This window comes from Flavisolibacter ginsenosidimutans (assembly GCF_007970805.1).
Taxonomy (GTDB): domain Bacteria; phylum Bacteroidota; class Bacteroidia; order Chitinophagales; family Chitinophagaceae; genus Flavisolibacter; species Flavisolibacter ginsenosidimutans.
In genome coordinates this window covers 4,003,449-4,023,897 of record NZ_CP042433.1, presented here as the reverse complement: position 1 = coordinate 4,023,897, position 20,449 = coordinate 4,003,449, and the positions used below count along the sequence as shown (strand labels likewise).

General features: G+C 49.8%; 13 protein-coding genes. 10 read left to right on the top strand and 3 right to left on the bottom strand.

Annotated features, from left to right (window positions below; translation table 11 throughout):
• Nucleotides 1–1,618 precede the first annotated feature (1,618 nt).
• From FSB75_RS17125 to FSB75_RS17090, 8 genes are all read left to right on the top strand, one after another.
• Complete coding sequence (locus FSB75_RS17125) at nucleotides 1,619–7,732, top strand: PKD domain-containing protein (RefSeq protein ID WP_172623201.1); 6,114 nt, start codon at nucleotides 1,619–1,621, stop codon at nucleotides 7,730–7,732.
• 8 nt (nucleotides 7,733–7,740) lie between these two features.
• Nucleotides 7,741–8,757, top strand: a complete 1,017-nt coding sequence (locus FSB75_RS17120; RefSeq protein WP_146789993.1) for a PorP/SprF family type IX secretion system membrane protein — start codon at nucleotides 7,741–7,743, stop codon at nucleotides 8,755–8,757.
• Between the two features lie 157 nt (nucleotides 8,758–8,914).
• Nucleotides 8,915–9,355, top strand: coding sequence for a hypothetical protein (locus FSB75_RS17115; RefSeq protein ID WP_146789991.1), 441 nt, complete (start codon nucleotides 8,915–8,917; stop codon nucleotides 9,353–9,355).
• Nucleotides 9,356–9,455: 100 nt separating this feature from the next.
• The gene (locus FSB75_RS17110; RefSeq protein WP_146789989.1) at nucleotides 9,456–10,493 is read left to right on the top strand and encodes a toll/interleukin-1 receptor domain-containing protein; all 1,038 of its coding nucleotides are present in this window, start codon (nucleotides 9,456–9,458) and stop codon (nucleotides 10,491–10,493) included.
• A gap of 77 nt (nucleotides 10,494–10,570) precedes the next feature.
• A complete protein-coding gene (locus FSB75_RS17105; protein WP_146789987.1) occupies nucleotides 10,571–11,434 on the top strand; it encodes a glutamate--tRNA ligase family protein in 864 nt (287 codons plus the stop codon).
• 130 nt (nucleotides 11,435–11,564) lie between these two features.
• On the top strand, nucleotides 11,565–11,999 hold the full coding sequence (locus FSB75_RS17100) for a VOC family protein (protein WP_146789985.1): 435 nt from the start codon (nucleotides 11,565–11,567) through the stop codon (nucleotides 11,997–11,999).
• Nucleotides 12,000–12,090: 91 nt separating this feature from the next.
• Nucleotides 12,091–12,858 carry a M90 family metallopeptidase gene (locus FSB75_RS17095; protein WP_146789983.1) on the top strand — a complete coding sequence of 256 codons (768 nt, stop codon included), beginning with the start codon at nucleotides 12,091–12,093 and terminating at the stop codon, nucleotides 12,856–12,858.
• A 242-nt stretch (nucleotides 12,859–13,100) separates the two neighbouring features.
• Nucleotides 13,101–14,891, top strand: a complete 1,791-nt coding sequence (locus tag FSB75_RS17090) for a patatin-like phospholipase domain-containing protein (protein WP_146789981.1) — start codon at nucleotides 13,101–13,103, stop codon at nucleotides 14,889–14,891.
• 134 nt (nucleotides 14,892–15,025) lie between these two features.
• Here the strand turns inward: FSB75_RS17090 and FSB75_RS17085 are convergent, their stop codons facing one another.
• The 3 genes from FSB75_RS17085 to FSB75_RS17075 all read right to left on the bottom strand — a co-directional run bounded on the left by FSB75_RS17085 (nucleotide 15,026) and on the right by FSB75_RS17075 (nucleotide 18,442).
• On the bottom strand, nucleotides 15,026–16,132 hold the full coding sequence (locus FSB75_RS17085) for a T9SS type A sorting domain-containing protein (RefSeq protein ID WP_146789979.1): 1,107 nt from the start codon (nucleotides 16,130–16,132) through the stop codon (nucleotides 15,026–15,028).
• 339 nt (nucleotides 16,133–16,471) lie between these two features.
• On the bottom strand, nucleotides 16,472–17,686 hold the full coding sequence (locus FSB75_RS17080; protein ID WP_146789977.1) for an aminopeptidase: 1,215 nt from the start codon (nucleotides 17,684–17,686) through the stop codon (nucleotides 16,472–16,474).
• Between the two features lie 345 nt (nucleotides 17,687–18,031).
• A complete protein-coding gene (locus FSB75_RS17075) occupies nucleotides 18,032–18,442 on the bottom strand; it encodes an HNH endonuclease (protein WP_146789975.1) in 411 nt (136 codons plus the stop codon).
• 104 nt (nucleotides 18,443–18,546) lie between these two features.
• Here FSB75_RS17075 and FSB75_RS17070 point away from each other — a divergent pair, with 104 nt between their 5' ends.
• Both FSB75_RS17070 and pepE read left to right on the top strand, forming a co-directional pair.
• Nucleotides 18,547–19,341, top strand: a complete 795-nt coding sequence (locus tag FSB75_RS17070) for an SOS response-associated peptidase (RefSeq protein WP_146789973.1) — start codon at nucleotides 18,547–18,549, stop codon at nucleotides 19,339–19,341.
• 32 nt (nucleotides 19,342–19,373) lie between these two features.
• The gene (gene pepE / locus FSB75_RS17065) at nucleotides 19,374–20,108 is read left to right on the top strand and encodes a dipeptidase PepE (RefSeq protein WP_146789971.1); all 735 of its coding nucleotides are present in this window, start codon (nucleotides 19,374–19,376) and stop codon (nucleotides 20,106–20,108) included.
• The last annotated feature ends 341 nt before the right edge of the window (nucleotides 20,109–20,449 follow it).

The following is a 20,449-nucleotide window of genomic DNA, read 5'->3' as shown; positions in this document are numbered from 1 at the left end:
CCCTTTAAATTTTTGCCAGGGAGGAAGCGTACAACTTACGGTACAAGGTGCGCCGTCCGGTGTGTCGTTTCAATGGCAGAACAACGGAGCAAATATTGGCGGTGCAACCAACATCAATTATACCGCAACAACTTCAGGCGATTATACGGTACACTTAACTGGCAATGGTGTTGATACGGTTTATGGGCCTGTAACTGTTATTGTTTTTCCCAAGCCCAGTGCCGGGTTTACTTTTTCTCCCAACAATCAATGTGGCAGCCTTCCAATTGCATTTACAAACACTTCTGCCGGGAATAATCTCACCTACTTATGGGATTTTGGAGATCCTGCCTCTGGCACCAACAATACATCGACGCTCCTTAATCCGACGCACCATTTTATCGGTGCACCCTCGAACGGTATTCAAAACTTTACCGTTAAACTGATTGTAGCCAGCTCTGACGGATGCTCCGATACAATTTCAAGGACGGTCACTACAAATTCGCCAAGTACTATTCTGGCTGGCCCTACTATAAATATTTATAATGGGCAGACGTATTTTACCCAGTGCTCGTCGTTAACGACAGCCAATTTTACTTTCTACAACAACTCGCTTAACAACAGCTCTAACACCAGCTTCAAAATTATTTGGGGAGATAGCAGTCCCGACTTTACAGCAACAAGTTTTCCTTCTTCAAGTCCGCAGTCACATACATACGGTCTTGGCGACTTTAATTTGCTTTTCATTGTTACAAACTCCAGCGGTTGCACAGATACAGGCTCTTATCATGTTTTTATTGGTAGCAATCCAGCAGTGGGTTTGGGAAACCCAGGAAATACTACAATTTGCACCGGAACAGCATTAACCTTCCCTGTTTCAAATACAAGCTCCAACCCGGCAAATACTATTTACACAGTAACATTTAATGACGGTTCAGGCACTGTTTCTTTTCCACATCCAGCCCCTGCTGACATTACACACACATTCAATAGGGGTTCATGCGGTGTAACAAGCGGAGGTTATGCGAATTCCTTTGCTGCAACAATTACGGCTTCGAATCCTTGCCTTACTTCGTCGGCAACAGTTGCGCCGATTTATGTTTCTCAAAAGCCGAGAATGGGGTTTGCAATTACACCAAGAGATACAATCTGCGTGAATACAACACTGACCCTCACAAATACAAGCGGATCCATTGACGATGTAATTAATGGCAACTGCAGTGCAGGCAAATCAGTCTGGTCTATTTCGCCTGCAACGGGATGGACAGTAACCAGAGGCAATTTGGGAAATGATAATGGAGTAAATAATCCAAACGTATGGGCGCTGGGGGACAATTCAGTTTCGATTCGATTCACAAGCCCCGGCACCTATTTTATCAAACTAAAAGGCGGCAATCAAAACTGCGGTATAGATTCTTCCATACGAAGCATCTGCGTAAATCCTACTCCGTTAGCTGCGTTTGTATTAAATGCAAACAATGGCTGTGCACCGTTCAATCTAACAACAACAAACAATTCGAACAATCCGATTTGTGGTTCAAACACATATCAGTGGTCAGTAAGTTACAATAACACCGCTGGCTGCACCCCTAATGCACCTCCGACTAACCCTTACGTTAATGGCACAAGTGCAACATCTGTGCAACCACAATTTAATTTTACAAACCCCGGTATCTATACAATAAACCTCATTACAAAAAACTCATTTGACTTATGCGCTTCTACACCTGCAAACCAAACCGTCACCGTTAAAACCAAACCGCAAGGAAGCATCACCGCACCAACAGCGGTTTGTCAAAACAACTCGATCAATCCTTCGGCAAACATTGCCAATTGTTATGCAACAAATGCCGTTACGTATGTTTGGAATTTTCCCGGCGGCACACCATCTACTTCCACGTTGGCAAGTCCCGGAACCATCACTTACAATACGTCGGGAACATATACTATTTCACTCGACGTAACGAACGAATGCGGCACAACCACCATCACAAAAAATATTACCGTTAATCCCGCGCCAGATGTAAGCGTACCCGCCAACAAAACGTTTTGTGCAGGCGAACAAACCGGTGTCTTTACGTTTACAAGTTCCGTGACAGGTGCAACGTTTAGTTGGACAAACACCAACACGGCTATTGGTCTTGCTGCAAGTGGCAACGGCAGCATCGCCAGTTTCGCCGCATCCAACAATACCGGTTCACCCATCACAGCAACCATCACCGTTACACCGACGAGTGGTTGCTCGGGTAGTGCGCAATCCTTCACCATCACCGTCAGCCCGCGTCCCGGCAAACCAACCGTTGTTCGCCCGGTAATTTATTGTTTGAACGAAACGGCCCAACCGCTGAGCGCAACGGGCACTGGCAGCAACACGGTGAATTGGTACACGGTTTACCCGCTTGCCAACGGAACAACTACACCGCCCACGCCTTCCACTTCCGCAGCGGGCAACACCACCTATTACGTCACGCAAACGAACGGCTATCCCTGCGAAAGCGACACGGCAAAAATCATTGTTACGGTCAATCCAAAAATTACCAACAACAACATCGCTTCCGACCAAACCATCTGCAACGGCAGCAGCGCCGCTGCCCTTACACAACAAGGAACGCTGAGCGGCGGCTCGGGAAACTTTACTTATCAATGGCAACAATCAACGGATGGGGGAACCACATGGGCGAACATCAATAGCGCTACGGCCGCGAGCTACAATCCCGGCACGGTGAGCAGCACAACGCAATACCGCCGCGTGGTGAACAGCGCAACCTGCAGCGATACGTCCAACGTTGTTTCCATCAACGTGCAGGGCAGCTTGACCAACGCAAACATTGGCATCAACCAAACCGTTTGCTGGAACACACAACCCGATACGCTGCGCGGTCAACAACCAACGGGCGGAAACGGTGCGTTTACTTATCAATGGGAAAGCGCATCAAACAGTGCAGGGCCGTGGACACCCGTCACAAACGCAACCAACGTTGATTTTCTACCACCGGCATTAACCGCAACAACCTACTACCGGAGAAGAGTTTCGAGCGGACAGTGTTCGGTGTATTCTTCTGTAGTGCAAATCACCGTGAATCCAAAGCCCGTAATGACGGGTTTGACCGATAAAGTTTTTTGCAACAATTCACCGTCGGGCAATATTGCGTTCACATCATTACCGCAAGCAACATCATACGCTTGGATAAACGACAATACAGCGATTGGTTTGGGTGCAAGCAGCACAGGGAACATTGCTTCTTTCATAACAGCAAACGGGAGCAATCCAAAAGTGCCCGTTGCCGCAAACGTTAAAGTCGTTCTGGTCTTCACGGCAAACGGTGTGAGTTGCAACGGCGACACAGCAACGTTTAAAATCATTGTATTGCCAACCATCGTACTTCAGCAAAACCGTGATACAACCTTGTGTACGGGGCAATTCGTTCCGGCTTATGCGCCTATCGCTGATACGGGAACTTTTGCAGGCATCGGTGTGAGTTACAGTTGGACGGTAAGCGGCAGCGGCGTTAGCCTAACAAACGGAAACGGTGCACAAGTGCCGGGTTATACAACGAGTAACGCGAGTACAAGTGATGCGGTTGCTACGATAAAAGTTATTCCCCGATACACATATGCCGGTACAACTTGTGACGGTACGCCGATGCAATACAACATTACTGTGAAGCCCGCAACCGCCAACGCGAACGCAGGCCCTGACCAAAGCCTTTGCGCACAAACAACAGTGAACCTTGCGGCCAATTCCGTGAGCGGCACAACCGGTGTTTGGTCGCAGATTGGAACAAGTGCAACCATTACATCACCCAATTCAAATACGACAACGGTAACGGGTTTGGTTCCCGGTACGCTCTATCAATTTGTGTGGACGCAAACCGGTTTTGCTTCTTGTCCTTCAACAAAAGACACGGTGGTGATTGACAACAAACTTCCGTTGGTGAATTCGGTTAGCAATGCAACGCAGACCGTCTGCGCGGGCACGCCGGTCATGATACCGGGCATCAATGCCGCGGGCGGTGGCGGCACTTACACCTATCAATGGCAACAATCAACCGACGGAATCAATTTCAACAACGTTACCGGAGCGACATCGCCTGCACTTACCGTTACACCAACGACGACAACCTGGTATCGCAGAAGTGTGAATGCCACACCCTGCAGCAGCTTTTCCGACACGGTTCAAATCATTGTGCAACCCGCGTTGGCAAACAACAGTATCAGCGCCAGCCAAACCATTTGCACCGGCTTAACGCCATTGCCGTTAAACGGCTCCGCACCAAGCGGCGGCAGCGGTTCGTACAATTATCAATGGCAACAATCAACCGATAACGGCACAACGTGGAGCAACATTGGCGGTGCAACTAGCATTGGCTATTCACCGGGTGCGCTGACGCAAACAACGCAGTACCGGCGGATTGTTTCAACGGATTTATGCAACGGAACCCTGGGCAATACAAGCAACGTTGTTACCATCACGGTCAATCCGAACGCGAAGGCTTTGTTCCTGCCAAGAGATACGCTCAAGTGTCCACCGTTTGTAATCACGCAAACGATCATTAATCTGCAAACGTCCACTGCAAACAGCCAATACGTTTGGTATGCGAACGGTGTACAAATTGGAACCGGCGCAACTTTCCCCGGCTATACCATCGCAAACGAAAACGACTCGGTTTTCATCAAGCTGAAAACGATTTCAACGTATGGTTGTAAAGATGATAGCCTGTCGCAAAAGTTCAAAACCGTTCGCAAGCCCACGCCTTCGTTTACGATGAGCGACACCGTTGGTTGCGGACCCATCACTGTTTCGTTTACCAACACGAGCACCTACGTAAACGAGTACACCTATTTCTGGGATTTTGGCAACGGGCAAACGTCCGTCGCGGTGCAACCAGGTTCCATCACGTTTGCACCCAATCCGAACTACGGCGACACGACTTACTTCGTTAAGCTCAAGGTTTTTTCGCCTTGCGATACGCTAACGTTTACACGAAGCATTCGCGTGAAATCAAAACCAAAAGCTTTGTTTACGCCAACAAAAACCGTTGGCTGCTCACCAATGCACGTAACGTTTCGAAACACGTCGAAAGGAACGAACAACACCTACTTCTGGAATTTTGGCGACGGCACAACCTTGTCAACTACAAACCTTGACAGCGTGCAACACACCTTCATTACCGGTGTGGTAGATACTTTTTACGTGAAGCTGAAAGCCGTGAACGAATGTGGCGCTGACTCGTTAACCTATTCGGTTATCGTTGCACCCAACACCATTCGCTTAAACCTTGCAGTAAACGGTACCGAGCATTTTGGTTGCGAACCGCACCCGGTTTCTTTCATCAACAATTCGCAGGGCGCATCGGTCTTCCTTTGGAATTTTGGCGACGGTGCAAACACCACAACGACGAAGAACGTTGACACGGTTCGTCATACTTATCTTTCGCCGGGAACCTACACGGTGAAGTTGCAGGCCATCAACAATTGCAGCGACACCACCACAACCGAAACCATTGTTGTGTATCCGAAGCCAAAGGCATCGTTTACGGCAAACAAATTCAGCGTGTGCATTGGTGATTCGGTGCGCTTCATTAATCAGTCCGACAGCGCCACGGCTTACCTCTGGACTTTTGCCGACGGCACTACGTCAACGCTTTCGAATCCGTTTCATTTATACACAACACCGGGTGTTTACAACGTTGTGCTGACCGCGTTTCGAAACAACGCATCGGGCAACGTGTGCACCGACAGTGCGAAACAAACAGTCACGGTCACCACTACGCAAACGGGCTTCTTTACCGTGAGCGATTCGGTGGGGCAATGCTCACCGTTCACCGTTACGCTTGTGAACAAAAACAAGCCTTCCGTTTCGGCTGCTTGGGATTTGGGCGACGGCACAACGGCAACCGGCGACAGCATTGTTCATACCTATACAACTGCCGGAACATATCCCGTAAAACTCACGGTGAAAGTTCCCGGTGGCTGCACGTACATCACGACAAAAACAATCAACGTACTTGGGCCGAAAGGAACCTTGCAATACAATCATGGTTTTGTGTGTTCACCGTCGGCCGTGCAGTTCCAGGCAGTGGCAACGGGTGCATCAACTTACAATTGGGATTTTGGCGACGGTACCGTGTTGAACACAACGCAGCAAACCGTTTTTCATGCTTATTCAAATCCGGGCTTTTATATTCCAAAAGTGACGCTTCAAAGCAACGGCTGCAACGTTTTGCTCAAAGGTGTTGACACCATCAAAGTAGATAAAGTTGACGGCGGCTTTACGTTCGCGAAAAATGAAATCTGCGGTTCGACTACTTTGACTTTTACTGATACCTCGCACGTGTTCTTCGGCATCAAAAACATCGCGTGGAATTTTGGTGACAACAAAACCGCAGCCGGCAGCAACCCTTCACACGTTTACAGTGCCAGCGGCCGCTACACAATTCAAATGATTGTGCAAAGCAACAGCGGTTGTACCGATACAATTTCAAAGCAAATAGACGTATTGGTGAAGAGCAAACCACTCGTGAGCATCAACGCAACCGACACGGCTTGCACGCGAAGAAGTATTGCTTTTAACGCACTGGTGCAAACGGTTGACCCGCTCAACCTTGTTCAATGGAATTTATCAAACGGTGCTACGGGCACGGGACCGCAGTTCAATTATACGTTCACACAAACAGGCACGTACAACGTTCAACTAATTGCCGGTACGGTGAACGGTTGTTACGATACGGCTTATCACACCGTTCGCATTAATCCTTCGCCCGTGGTAACGGCCACGCCGCCGCTCAATCTTTGCAAGGGCAATACGGTGCAGTTAAACGCCATCGGTGCATCTACCTGGCAATGGCTTCCGTTACAAGGTTTGACTTGCTATTCTTGTCCGAATCCAATTGCTTCACCGATAATAACGACGCCGTATGTTGTGGAAGGCAAAAACAGTTTTGGCTGCGCCGATTGGGACACGGTTGTCATCACCGTTGTGCAGCCGCTGAAGATGACCGTTGCACCAGACGATTCTATTTGTATTGGACAATCGGTAAATCTTTTGGCGAGCGGTGCAACATTCTACAACTGGTCACCGGCCGTTGGTTTGAACAACGTGAACATTTCCAATCCCACGGCTTCGCCTTCGGTCACAACAAGGTATCGCGTTGTTGGTTACGATGGCTTCAATTGCTTTACCGACACAGCTTACGTTACCGTTGCCATCGGACAATATCCAACCGTGAGTCTCGGCCCCGATCAAACCTTGGCAACAGGCACCTTGTATCCGTTAACGTCTGTTATCACAAACGGGCCGATACGAAACTGGAATTGGACACCAACCACCAATCTTTCGTGTAGCAATTGCGCATTGCCGGTTGCAGAAATCAAAAAGGACATTACGTACACCGTTACGGTCACGACGCCTTACGGTTGTTCGGCATCCGACACCATCAGCATCAAAGTCTTTTGCAAAGACGGACAAGTGTTTATTCCAAATGCGTTCACACCCGACGGCGACGGCATCAACGATATGCTAACGGTTCGTGCCAGCGGCATTGTGATGGTGAAGTATTTCCGCATCTTCAACCGCTGGGGCGACCTCATTTTTGAACGAACGAATTTCAAACCCAACGACCCGAACTACGGTTGGGACGGAAAAGTAAGAGGCGTTGTCAACGGACCCGAAGTGTTTGTGTACACCTGCGAAGCGGTGTGCGAAAACGGCGCAAGCTATACCTACAAAGGAAATGTGTCCATCATCAAATAACGTGTGTTATGAAAAGAGCGTTCTTCTTTCTTCTGTCATCCGTCATCACCCTTCTGTCATCCGCGCAAGACATCAACTTTTCGCAGTTTTACGAATTGCCTTTGCTGCGCAACCCTGCGCTTTCCGGATTGTTCACCGGCGATTTGCGAATTACTTCAGCTTTTAGAAATCAATGGGGAAGTGTTACCGTTCCTTATCGCACACAGGCACTGGGCGCAGAATTAAAATTTCGTTTGTCCGATGTGAATTACATGGCGCTTGGCCTGCAGGTAACCAACGACGTTGCCGGTGATTCAAAGCTGGGCAAGACGGCCATTCTCCCGGCACTGACCTTTCATATTTCACTCAACGGCGATAAAGACACCTACATCTCTGCGGGCTTTATGGGCGGGCCGGTGCAACAACGTTTTGATGCGTCTAAGTTGAGTTTTGACGACCAGTTTGTGAACGGTTCGTACAGCGCAACCAACCCAACGCGGCAAGTGTTTACCAACACCAATCTCACCTATTACGATCTCTCCGCAGGTTTGTTGTTTAGTTCAGTTTTTGGAGACGGCGCCAAGTATTATGCCGGTGGTTCGATGTTTCATGTGTTTCAACCGCTGGTGGCCTTCAGCGGCGCGAAGGATGTGAAGTTGAATCGCAAATACATGATTAACGCCGGCCTGTCGGCGCCCACATCTGATGCGGATAAAGTGATTGTTTACGCCGATGGTTTTTCGCAGGGCGGCAGTACGCAAACGCAAGGCGGTTTGATGTTTAAGCACGATGTGTTGCAGGAAGACGAAGACTACGGCGTGAGCTTATCGGCCGGTGCTTTTGTGCGCTGGAACGATGCCGTGATGCCGTTGATTAAACTGGATTATTACAAACTCGGCATCGGCATGACCTACGATGTGAACGTGAGCAAGCTGCGTTCGGCTTCCTCGGCACGCGGCGGTTTTGAATTAACGGCTTCGTACAAAACCTTTTTGAGCATCCGAAATTCTTCAGCGGCAGCGGTGCGTTGCCCGGTGGCGTTTTAACCTTTTGATTTCACCGTTGCGCCAAAACGCTTCGTCAGCCCATTTCCGCCATTGGGAAAAGCAAAACCGCAGTTCGTTCAGCTTCGGTTGGCAAGGGCCTTCGTGCTGTTTTATGTTTGTGTGGTCAAAGCAATTCAACACACACAAAACAAAAAATATGAAACAGTTTTTCACCCTCGTTTTACTTGCCGCAAGCTTCTTTGCCAAAAGCACACCGGTTAACAGCAAACCAACAGAACCCGCGGCCGTACAGGCTTTTGAAGCTGCTTACGGCAAAAACGCAAACGCTACCTGGAACTGCACACCTTCGGGCTGCCGGGTACAGTTTGAGCACAAAGGCCAATACATCACGGCCGTTTATTCGCAAACCGGCAAACTGCGTTTTTACAAAAAACACATTCTCTCCACGCAATTGCCCACGGCCTTGCAACTAAGTTTAAAAAACCGCCTGAACGCATACTGGATCAGCGACGTGCAGGAAACCTCGGCACCCAACGGCGCCACCTACGTGATCACGCTGGAGAACGCATCCAAAAAAATTACACTCAACGCAAGCGGCGGCACCTGGCAACAAACCAAAACAATCAGTAAAGCATAGCAGACTTTTTCTCATGTAGCACGGCGGCCCTTTCCAGGGTCGCCTTTTTGTTTTAATTTTCAAATGACAAACGCTTCCTTTCACCCTCAACGCCTGCTTTATGCCGCTGCGAAATACGCCCAGCAAAAAAATATTCGTCTCTTACCGCGTAAGCGATACCGCCGGGGAAACGGGCCGGCTGGTGGATGCGCTGAAGCAGCACTTTTCCGACGACCAGATTTTTATGGACATTGAGAACCTGGAACCCGGCGCCGATTTTACCGAAGCCATTGAACGTTCGCTTGGCGCTTGTGATGTGTTTTTGGCCGTCATTGGCCCGCGCTGGCTTGGCAATGCCGGCAGCGAACCGCGCATTAACAATCCCAATGATTGGGTGCGGCTGGAAGTGGGCACGGCACTGAAGCGCAACGTTCGCGTGGTGCCTGTTTTGGTGGACGGCGGAACCTTGCCACACGCGGAGCAATTGCCCGAAGACCTGCAGCCCTTGTTGCGGCGGCAATCCATCGAAATAAGCAACAAGCGCTGGCGCTACGATACCGACCAACTGTTGAATTTTTTGGTAAATACCGCCGGCATTCCGCCCAAAAGGGCGGCCTTGCAAAGCGCTTCCTCACCAGCAGCAAAACCCACAAAGAAAAAAACCTGGCTGTACGTTGGCGGCGGTTTTTTGCTTTGTTTTCTGGTGCTCGCCATAATCGGTTCGTTGATGCAGGACGAAAAAAAAGCCGGCAATGGGCTATCTCAATCGGGCACAAACAAGCCGGCGGAAAACCTGTCTTCAAACACCGGTTCATCTTCGAACGAAACATCGTTACCCGCTGCCTCAAACGGCGAAACGAACAGCGCCGCCGAAAACATTACCGGGGTTTGGGACGAGGTGGAGGAAGGGCAAACAGCAACCTTGTTCTTAACCCAAAACGGTTCGCAAATAACGGCGGAAGCGCAAACGGCGGGGCAGGCGATTGGCACCGGCACGGGCGAAAGAGACGGGCGGAGCATCGTGATGAACTTGTCGTTATTGGGCGTTGCTTATACGTTGCGGCTTACGCTGTCCGATGATGGAAACATCATGAGCGGAACCTACTTCGTTCCGTCCACAGGCCTTACGCAGCAGGAAAAACTGATGCGCCGGAAATAGCGGCGCAAACCATCCTTTAACGAGCCATCCTTATAAATTTCACAGGCCTGTTTGCGCAAGGCTTTGTAAACTTGACCATGCCTCCTGACGGAACGTTTCTCAAAACACGCATAGCGCCTACGCCCAGCGGCTATCTTCATGCCGGTAACGCGGTGAACTTTTTATTGACGGCCGCGTTGGCGAAAAAACACAGCGCAAAACTTTTGCTGCGCATAGATGATCTTGACCGCGAACGTTACCGGCAAGCCTACGCAACGGACGTTTTCCAAACGCTCCGGTTTTTAAATATTCAATGCGACGAAGGCCCGCAAAGCTTAGAAGAATTTGAACGCCATTGGTCGCAGCGGCACCGCCTGAATTTATACGCGGCGGCACTGGAAAAATTAAAAGAAACCAACGCGGTCTTTGCCTGCACTTGCTCGCGAACGCAAAGCAATGCGTGCACCTGCTTCCAAAAAAATTTACCGCTGGATGCCAATGGCGCAAGCTGGCGCTTGCGCACAAACGAAAATTCTGTTTGCGTAAGAACAATTGACGGAAACGAAACGATTGCGCATTTGCCCGCCGAAATGAAAAATTTTATCGTGCGAAAAAAAGACGGGCTGCCCGCTTACCAACTGGCTTCGGTGGTTGATGATTTGCACTTTGGCATTGACTTCATTGTTCGTGGCCAGGACCTTTGGCCTTCTACGCTTGCACAACAATTTTTGGCAAGGCAACTGGGCGAAGAACGGTTTGCCTCGATTCGTTTTTACCATCATCCGCTGTTGATGCACGAGAGCGGCGAAAAGCTGTCCAAATCGGCTGGCGATACATCGGTGAAACATTGGCGCAATGAAAGCCAAACATCCGCTGCCTTTTTTCATTACCTCGGTGGCTTGCTTCATGCACCTTTTCCGGTGCACAATGGTGACGATGTATTGAAGTTGTTTGGCCTGTAAAATCTTTCCCTTTTCACGGTTCGCAATTGCCCCCTGAGATTGTCGCAATCAGCAATACCGGCAATCCGTATTTCCTCCAATCTTTGTTTGCAACAAATCATTTCTTGTTCACCACTAAAACCAATTCATCATGGCCAGCGTATCCATCTACCTCAATTTCCAGGGCACCACGAAAGAAGCGTTCGAATTTTACAAGTCTGTTTTTAAAACCGATTATTCATCGCCTTTTATGTACATGCGTGATATTCCTGCTGACCCGAACATGCCGGCGCTTCCCGAAGCAGAGAAGAACATGGTGATGCACGTGGCATTGCCCATCCTGGGCGGCGTGCAAATCATGGGCACCGACATGCTGGAAAGCATGGGACACAAATTAAAAATCGGCAACAACACCACCATCAATCTCGAACCCGATTCAAGAGAAGAAACCGAACGGTTGTTCAACGCGCTGTCGGATGGCGGCAGCGATGTTGCGCCTTTGCAGGATCAGTTTTGGGGCGCTTTGTGGGGCTGTTGCCTCGACCGCTTTGGCATTCGTTGGATGTTCAATTACACAAAAAAATAAGAAGCTGCACTGTGAATGGTGAGCCCTGTGCCGCCGCACTCACCATTCACTATTTACTCTCGTTGCCATCCATACAGTATCTTCAACGCCGATGGTTACGGTGTTACAGATTCTTTTCGTACTGGCCCTTGTCATCCTGCTCATCCTGCTTGTTTTTCGCACAAGACAGGCGGCTGTTTTTATTCTGCCCGATCATTACCTGGATTTACTCAACGATTATGTTTCCTTTTATGCGGCCCTTGACGAAGACGGAAAGAAAGGCTTTGAAGAGAAGTTCCAGCGCTTTTTATCAACCGTAAAAATTACCGGCGCCAATGCCGATGTGGAAGACCTCGACCGTGTGCTGATTGGTGCGGCGGCTGTTATCCCGGTTTATTTTATTCCCGATTGGGAATACATAAACCTGCGCGAAGTCTTGCTTTATCCCGGCAACTTCAACACCGATTTTGAACAACACGGCCGCGAACGAACGATCTCGGGAATGGTAGGTTCGGGCGGATTGGAGAACGTGATGATTCTTTCCAAGTGGGAACTGCGACAGGGTTTCATTCATGCCGGCAGTAACCGCAATACTGCCGTTCACGAATTTGTTCATCTCATTGATAAAATGGACGGAACGCTGGACGGTGTGCCCGAGCTTTTGCTGGAACGCAAATACGTTGGGCGCTGGGAAACATTGCTGGAAGAAACAATGCAGGACGTCAGAAGCGGCCGCTCGGAGATAGATGCCTACGCCGCCACCAGCCCGGTGGAATGTTTTGCGGTGCTGGCGGAATATTTTTTTAGCCAGCCGGAAACGTTTCGCCAATTGCATCCCGAACTGTATGAACTGATGCGGCGGATTTTTGTACGTCGTTAGAAAGACACCGTTTATTGCCGAAAGACTTCTTTACTGCCATCCTTTGCGTTCCAATAGGTCGGCTTAAACTTCCACACCTCCGGCGAAACAGTTTATTGGGAAATGAAACCAATCGTTTTTATATTCACAAGGCCTAACGCAAGGCCTTCCCTTCATCCTTTTTTCCCTTCTGAAAACAACGCCTTCCGCGCCTTCACGAAGCAAGTTTAGCAAGTACAATTCACAGTCCTAAAATTTTACGTATGCCGCAACCAGAAACCAACAAAAAATTTTACGTCGGCGTTTGCATGGCTGGCGCCGTATCGGCCGGTGCTTATACGGCCGGCGTGATGGATTACCTGATGGAAGCCCTTGAAGAATGGCGCAAACAAAAAGAATCCGGCAACCCAAATACGCCTTCGCACGAGGTGGAGATTCCCGTCATCGGTGGCGCATCTGCGGGTGGCATGACGGGCATCATTACGGCCGCGGCACTCAATCATTCCATTACACCGGTAAAGCCGCCGCAAACGGCCAATGCGAAGGAAGAACATCCCGAAAACAAGTTCTATCATTCCTGGGTGGACCTTTTGGGCGAAGACATGTTTTCGATGATGCTTGACACAGCGGACATGGAAGACGAACAAATCATCTCGCTGCTTAATTCTTCCTTTATTGACACGGTGGCAAGCCGCGTGGTGCAAACCGATGCCGTGGGATGGAAACCTGCGCCGCCTTACATCAGCAAAGACCTGAAAGTATTTGCCACGCTTACCAATCTTGAAGGCTTTGGTTACAACATTGCCATGAAGGGCACGGGTAAATCACCCGCCAAGTATTACATGTCTATTCACAACGACTACGCTTGCTTTAAACTGAATGCCGACGGCGAAATGCAGCACAGCGAGGAAGACGGCTGGATACCGCTTGATTTTAAAACCGGCGAGAACACCGACGTGGCAAAGAACGCCGCAATGGCCACCGGCGCTTTTCCGGTGGGGTTGAAATCGAGGGAACTGAAACGCGAAGCCGCAGAGGTTAACAAGCTGCCCTTTTGCCGCGATGTGACCGACCACTTTCCGGTAAAAGGCCCTTACTGCACCACGCTTAACGTTGACGGCGGCGTGATTAACAACGAGCCTTTTGAACGGGTGCGGGAAGTGTTGAACAACGTTGCAACGGACGATGAGAAAGAAGATGAAAACGGTAACAAAGCCTACAACAACGAGAACAAATTTGGTAGTACGGTGCTGCTGATTGACCCGTTTCCGAGCCACGAGCCGGGCGCCTTTAAGAGCAGCCAAAAATTGTTCGATGTGGTAGGCCTCACCTTCGGCGCCATGCTGGAGCAAATGCGGGCCAAGCCCGCAAAACTTGCCGACGCGATGAACGACAATTGCGTGGGACAATTTTTAATTGCGCCTTCGCGCCGCCTGCCCAAACTTGACGGCACGGAAAAAGATGCCGCCGGCGATGAAGCCATTGCCTGCGGAGCGATGGGCGGCTTCAGTGGTTTTTTGAACAAGGAGTTTCGCATTCACGATTATTTTTTGGGCCGCTTTAATTGCGAGTTATTTCTGCGCGACTATTTCACGGTATCGGAAAAAGCGCTGAACGAAAACGAAATCTTCCGGCAGGGTTATGCGGGCATCAACAAGGAGGCCTTTGCTTCCAAACGCAAGGAAGGGCATTATCAAATCATTCCCATCTTCACGCCGCATCCGCCCGAAGGCCAACTGCCTATGCCCGTTTTTTCAAGCGGCAGCAACTGGCCGGTAATGGAAGAAAAAAAAGTGGATGCTTTTGAACCCGCCGTGCGCAAGCGGGCACAGGGCCTGCTGATGAACAGCGTGAAGCTGAAGGGAATTGAAAAATTTTTGGTGTGGGTTGGCGCCAAAGTGGTACTCAACGGCCTGCTTACAAAAAAGGTAATGGACGCGATTAAAAAATCATTGCAGGCACAGGAGCTTTTGCGCGGCGCTCCGGGCGAAGGCAAGGTATCGGAAGGTGAAGTAAGGCTCGTTCGCAAAGAACCCGCGGTGAAAGAAACCTAAGCTGCAAAGCCGCCGTTATGCGGCAACCTTTCAGCGTTTAATCGTTGGTGAAGCACCTTGTTTGTGTGCAACACCAACGACGTAACCGCATTGACAGCGGGCTGTAGAAACAATTTGTGTAGCCAGATTTCTTCTTATTGCACCATAATTCTTTCCGTCTTCTCCCCGGCTTTAAGGAAATAGAATCCCTTTTGGAGAAAGGGCAGTTGCAATTGTTGCACTCCCGGCAGCAGTTGTCTTTCCAAGACCAGCTTTCCCGTCGCGGTAAACAACCGGGCCTTCTCTTCTTTTTCTACCTCCACCGTTATCTGCCCGTTGGCGATAGGGTTGGGATAAACGCTCAACCGGTTTTGAGCGCCGCTAAAATCTACCGCAATCACCTTGCTATAGCTTTCTTTTCCGTCCACATCACGTTGAAGAATGCGGTAATAATGCACACCGTGTGCAACCGTATTGTGCAAGTAGCTATAATGCTCTACGTCGCCGCTGTTAACGGCCGCGTGAACGGTAGCAACACGGTCCCAGCCGCGGCCATCACCGTGCTGTATTTCAAAATCCCGCGTGTTTTGCTCTCTCGCCGTACTCCAGTTCAGCAAAACACCGTTGCTCTCGCCTCTTGCCGTAAAATTGAGCCAGGTAACCGGTAAGGACGCAACAGGAGAAGAAACCTTGATGCTGTTGATGCCGACCCAGGAGTTTGCACCGCCTTGCTTATAAACACGCACTTCATCCACGTTCTGGAAAATGGATGACAACACGCCGGGATTGGCAAGATGAACCATGTTGTTATCCATGTTGCCGGCAAAGCTGACCGAGCCCAGTGACGAGCCGTTCCGAAACGCCTGCACGGTAAACAAATTACCCGACCATTCGCCCCAATCGTTGAAGTCGAATGAGACCAGCGAAAATTCAGCGCCGTTGCCCGACTTTATCGTCCATCCGTAAAACGAGTTTGTCCCGCCGTACGTAATCATTGGTGGAACGTTCCAATCCGCCATGTCGTGGTATTCGAGGGGGTCTGCCGTCAATTTGGCGCCTGAGTTGCTGATGGGCATTACCTGTATGTCAATATCCGAAATGGCTACCGATCCGCCTTCGCCGTCCTGCGCAATGTTGTCGCCAAAGCCGGTTACATTGCTAAAACTAAGCGTTGGGCCGCTGCTCAGGGTTTGTGCGGCTACCCTTGTAAAGCCGGTCAGTAAAACGAGGTTAACGAAAAAGAGAAGTAAAGTTTTTTTCATGGGATTATTTACGTTGTGATTTTAAAAAGCGCAGCCGCCTGCACGGACCATGAGCAGAGAAAAGAGATTGTGTTTTAGGGAAAGAAAAGAAAGAGAATCGCCGGCCTGATTGTGCGGTGTGATTTTGTTCACGGGTTTGGATTTTATGACGCCTTAAAACCGGGTGCTTGGTGCCGGTTGCAAAGCCGTTCTGCTAATTTGAGCCGCAAAACTAAAAGGCAAAACAGGATCAATCAATAATCGTTATTACTTATTTTTTCATCGCTTACGGTGAAGGCGCAGCACAAAAGCGAAGAACACAGGCAACGGCGTAAAACAACAGCAAGGCAATCACCTCAATCAATCCAGCACAAACTGCCCGTCCTTGTAAATAACTTTCTCCGTTCCGTTGCGCAACCGTGCGGTGACCGTTCGGTTGGTCGTGCTTACAATGTCGGTGTGCACTTTGGGACAACTGTTGTAGCCCATCTCTGCCCATTGTTCATCAGATACGGCGGCCATGTCACCGGTGAAAGTATCCTTGTACGCATTGCCCAGCGCAACGTGCGTGTTGCCAAAAGCGCCGCCCGTGTTTTCGTCAAACAAGGTTGTGGCCATAAACTTTGTGATGCGGGAATGGCGCTTGTCGGTGAGCGAAAACTCTCCCACCTTGTCGGCGTTTTCCTGCGCAATCATTTCCTTCAACGCGTCTTCGTTTTCCGTTGCGGACGATGCCGTGACCACGCCGTCCGCGAACGTTAGCGAGACACCGGCAATGCGTTTACCCGAATAATACAAAGGCTGGTTGAAGCGGATAAAACCGTTCATGCCGCGCCAGTCGGGCGACGTGAAAATTTCGAAGGAAGGAATGTTTTTCCCGCCGCCGCTCAGCCATTTGCGGTGTTCGCCAAGGCGGATGCGCAAGTCAACGTCTTCGCCTTTTACGTGCAGGTCTTCAATGGCCAAAGCATCCAGCTTGTCTTTGATGGTTTCAATTTCTTTCTGCACTTCTTTCCATTTGGCCACGGGGTCTTCTTCACGCAGGTAACAGGCTTCAATGATCTGCTCCCAGTAATCTTTCAGCGTGAGGCCCGCTTCGTCGGCCATGGATTGCGTGCCGTACAGGCAAAGCGACCAGGAAAGCTTGCCCGCCTGCTCTTTCTTCTCCCGCATTTTCATGTACGGCGCCCTGCTGCTGTTTATGCTGCTGATCTTTGATGCAGGAATGTCTTCGAGGTAATGAACGTCGGGTTCTGAAATGATGAAGAGAATGTGATCGGAGGCCTCCACAATTCCTTTCCAGTACGGTTCGGCAAAGAACCCGATTTGTTCATCCGTTCCGGTCTGCAGCAGAAAGCGAACAAGGCTGGTGTCCCGCAAATTGTTTGGCTGGTAGCTCGTGATCAGGTTGCCGCCGGCGGCGTAAATTTCTTTGGCGATGGTTGTAAAAAGGTCTTTGGTGCATTCCTGTCCCACCAGGAAAACCGTATCGCCTTTATTGATTCCCCTGCCGTCGTTCAACGCATAATGTACCATCACCTTTGCGTAGTTTTTCAACAATCGTTCGTCAAGCATCTGCTGTTTCTTTTGTTTAGTCTGCGAAATTAGAGGAGGAAGTTCTTTCTCAACACCGTTGGGGAAGCATGCCAATGACAGCGTAAGCATTTGTCAGGCTGAGCTTCTCGAAGCCGGTGAATTCAGGCGAACTTAAAATAATGCACCCGCGCTGCAACCCTTCGGCAAGCTCAGGATAACTCCGTTATGATGAGCCTGTCGGACCAAGAGGGTGGCAACGCAGCCGTGATCATTTTTGAAACCAGTTTGAGTAGAAGAACAAATGGATGGCTAACCTTGGCCGCTTTGCTACAGCTCGCAAAAAACAAGTACATAAGGCTGGGCAACACGTTGCTCCGTTCATTGCTACAAAGGTTTTGGACAAGAGCGGTCTGCCGCGGGAGTACGAACCGTTTGTTCCGCCAGCTTTTCAAAATAAAACTTGCCGTCAAAAGGCTTAACGGTAGCCATGCCGAAATCAACGGCCACTTTCAAAATGTAAATTGCCTCCAGCCTTTCGTGCAGGGTCGTCATCAGCTCGCGAAACTGTTTGGGCGTGCGGGCCCGTTTGTAATGGTTGCAGCGGCGGCAGGCCGGCATCAGGTTTTCTTCGGCGTGCACGTCTTTTTTGCAGCGGCGGGCATAAAATTTTTCGCGGCATTGCGGCAGGTAATGATCTACCTGCATGGCTTTGTATTCAAGTACCGAACCGCAGTAAGCACAGCGGCCGCCAAACTTTTGGTGCACCCGCTGGCGCAAGGCTTTTGCTTTTGACATAGGTTAAAAGAGGACGCAAAATAATTTCTTTCTCTTTTCAACGGCCTTTGTCCAAAGCCCGCGGCAAACCGCAGCCTAATTTTGAAACCACGAAACCGCATTTTATGTGTTACGACATTTCTTTTGCAGCCCGCTTCGACAAAATCATTCGCGACATTCCCGGCATCGAGGTTGACCCATCGCTGCGCCGCGACGAAGACATGCTGCTGCACGTGCAGGCGCAGGCACACCGCAAGTACCCCGTGGTGATTTTTGAGAACGCCAACTACAAACTGAAACCTTTTGAATGGGGCGTAATTGCCGAGTACATGAACACGCCGGAAAAGCAAAAAAAGATGCGTTCGCAAATGTGCAATGCCCGCAGCGAGAAAATTGTTGAAGACCGGAAAAGCTACTGGCACCGCCTGCGAAAAACGCGTTGCCTCATTCCTGCAACGGGCATTTACGAGCACCGCGAGGTAAGCGGTTTTAAAAACAAAATTCCTTACCACGTTTCGCTGAAAGGAAGAGAACAGTTTTACATTCCCGGCTTGTATCATTACCCACACAAGGCCGACGTGGAAACCGGCGAGATCACGGGAACCTTTACGTTAGTTACACGGCCGGCAAACCGCGTAATGGCGCAAATACACAACAGCGGCGACCAGGCTTTCCGGATGCCGCTTTTTCTGACCGAAGAACTGGAAACAAAATGGCTTTTGCCCGATTTAAGCGACGAAGAAATGAGCGAAGTGCTAGACTTTGAAATGCCATCCGAAGAACTGGATTACCGTCCCGTTTACACCGTGCGCACCACAAAGGAAAGACCCGACGGCAAAACAAAAGTGGACGCTTACGAATGGCCCGATCTTCCGCCGCTTGGTAACGCCAACGTTCCGCCGCAGGCCGAATTATTTTGAAGAAATATAAACTACTATAAACAGCTTAACACATGAAGGGAATACGCATTCTGGCATTCAGCAGTTCAAGAGTTGGCGGCGGTGCTTATTTAGAAACAGCGGTGCCGGTTATGAAAGAATTTTTGGGCACAACATCAAGCACAATTGCTTTTATTCCGTTTGCCTCGGTTGACAATCACGAAGCCTATGCAAACAACGTGAGAGAAGGGTTTCCGGCGCTGGCACAGAACATTAAACTGGTTACACCGGGCAACGCAAAAACCACCATCGAACAATGCGATGCCGTTATGGTTGGCGGGGGCAACACCTTTAAGCTGCTGCACGATTTGTACGCCTATGATTTGGTAGAAATCATCAGGGCAAAAGTGCAAAGCGGAACGCCTTACATCGGCTGGAGTGCGGGCTCTAATTTGTGCGGCCCTACCCTGTGCACCACCAACGACATGCCCATCGTTCAGCCAAAAAGTTTTGAAGCCTTTGACTTCTTTCCCTTTCAAATCAACCCGCATTATTACAACCTTGTCACCAAAGGTTTTCACGGCGAAACGAGAGACCAAAGGCTGGAAGAATTTCTCAAACTAAACGAGGGCACAAGCATCGTTTGTTTGCCCGAAGGAACCTGGCTGCGCCTGCAAAACAACGAACTGCTTTTTGACGGCGCGGCACAGGGCACGGTGATGACGCGGGAAGAAGGCCAAACCATACACCGCCTCGTACATCCCGGAACAATCATGTCACCCAATCCAAAAGCCGGCCGTTTGTTTTGAGGCAACAGGGGCAGGCGTTGTTTCCTTCGCGTTTTAAACGCTGCAAAAACAAAAGGCACCCCGCAGAAAACGGGATGCCTTTTATTCGCAATAGATTTTTGATTTATCGGGACATAGCGCACGGATTAAAACCTGGTTCTGCTCTTAAAAAAAGTAGGGCAAGCCACAAAATTCACCACGCCTAACATGCACCAAAATCACTGCTTGCCCTAAAAATTGTCCTGCTTTGCGAACACTGAAACTTATTTCAAAACCGTGCCACAACGGTTGCGGTTACGGCGGCAAAGCGGAATTGAGTTTAAAAAAAAACTTCTTGTGTGTAGCGGTGCAAATGCGGTTCT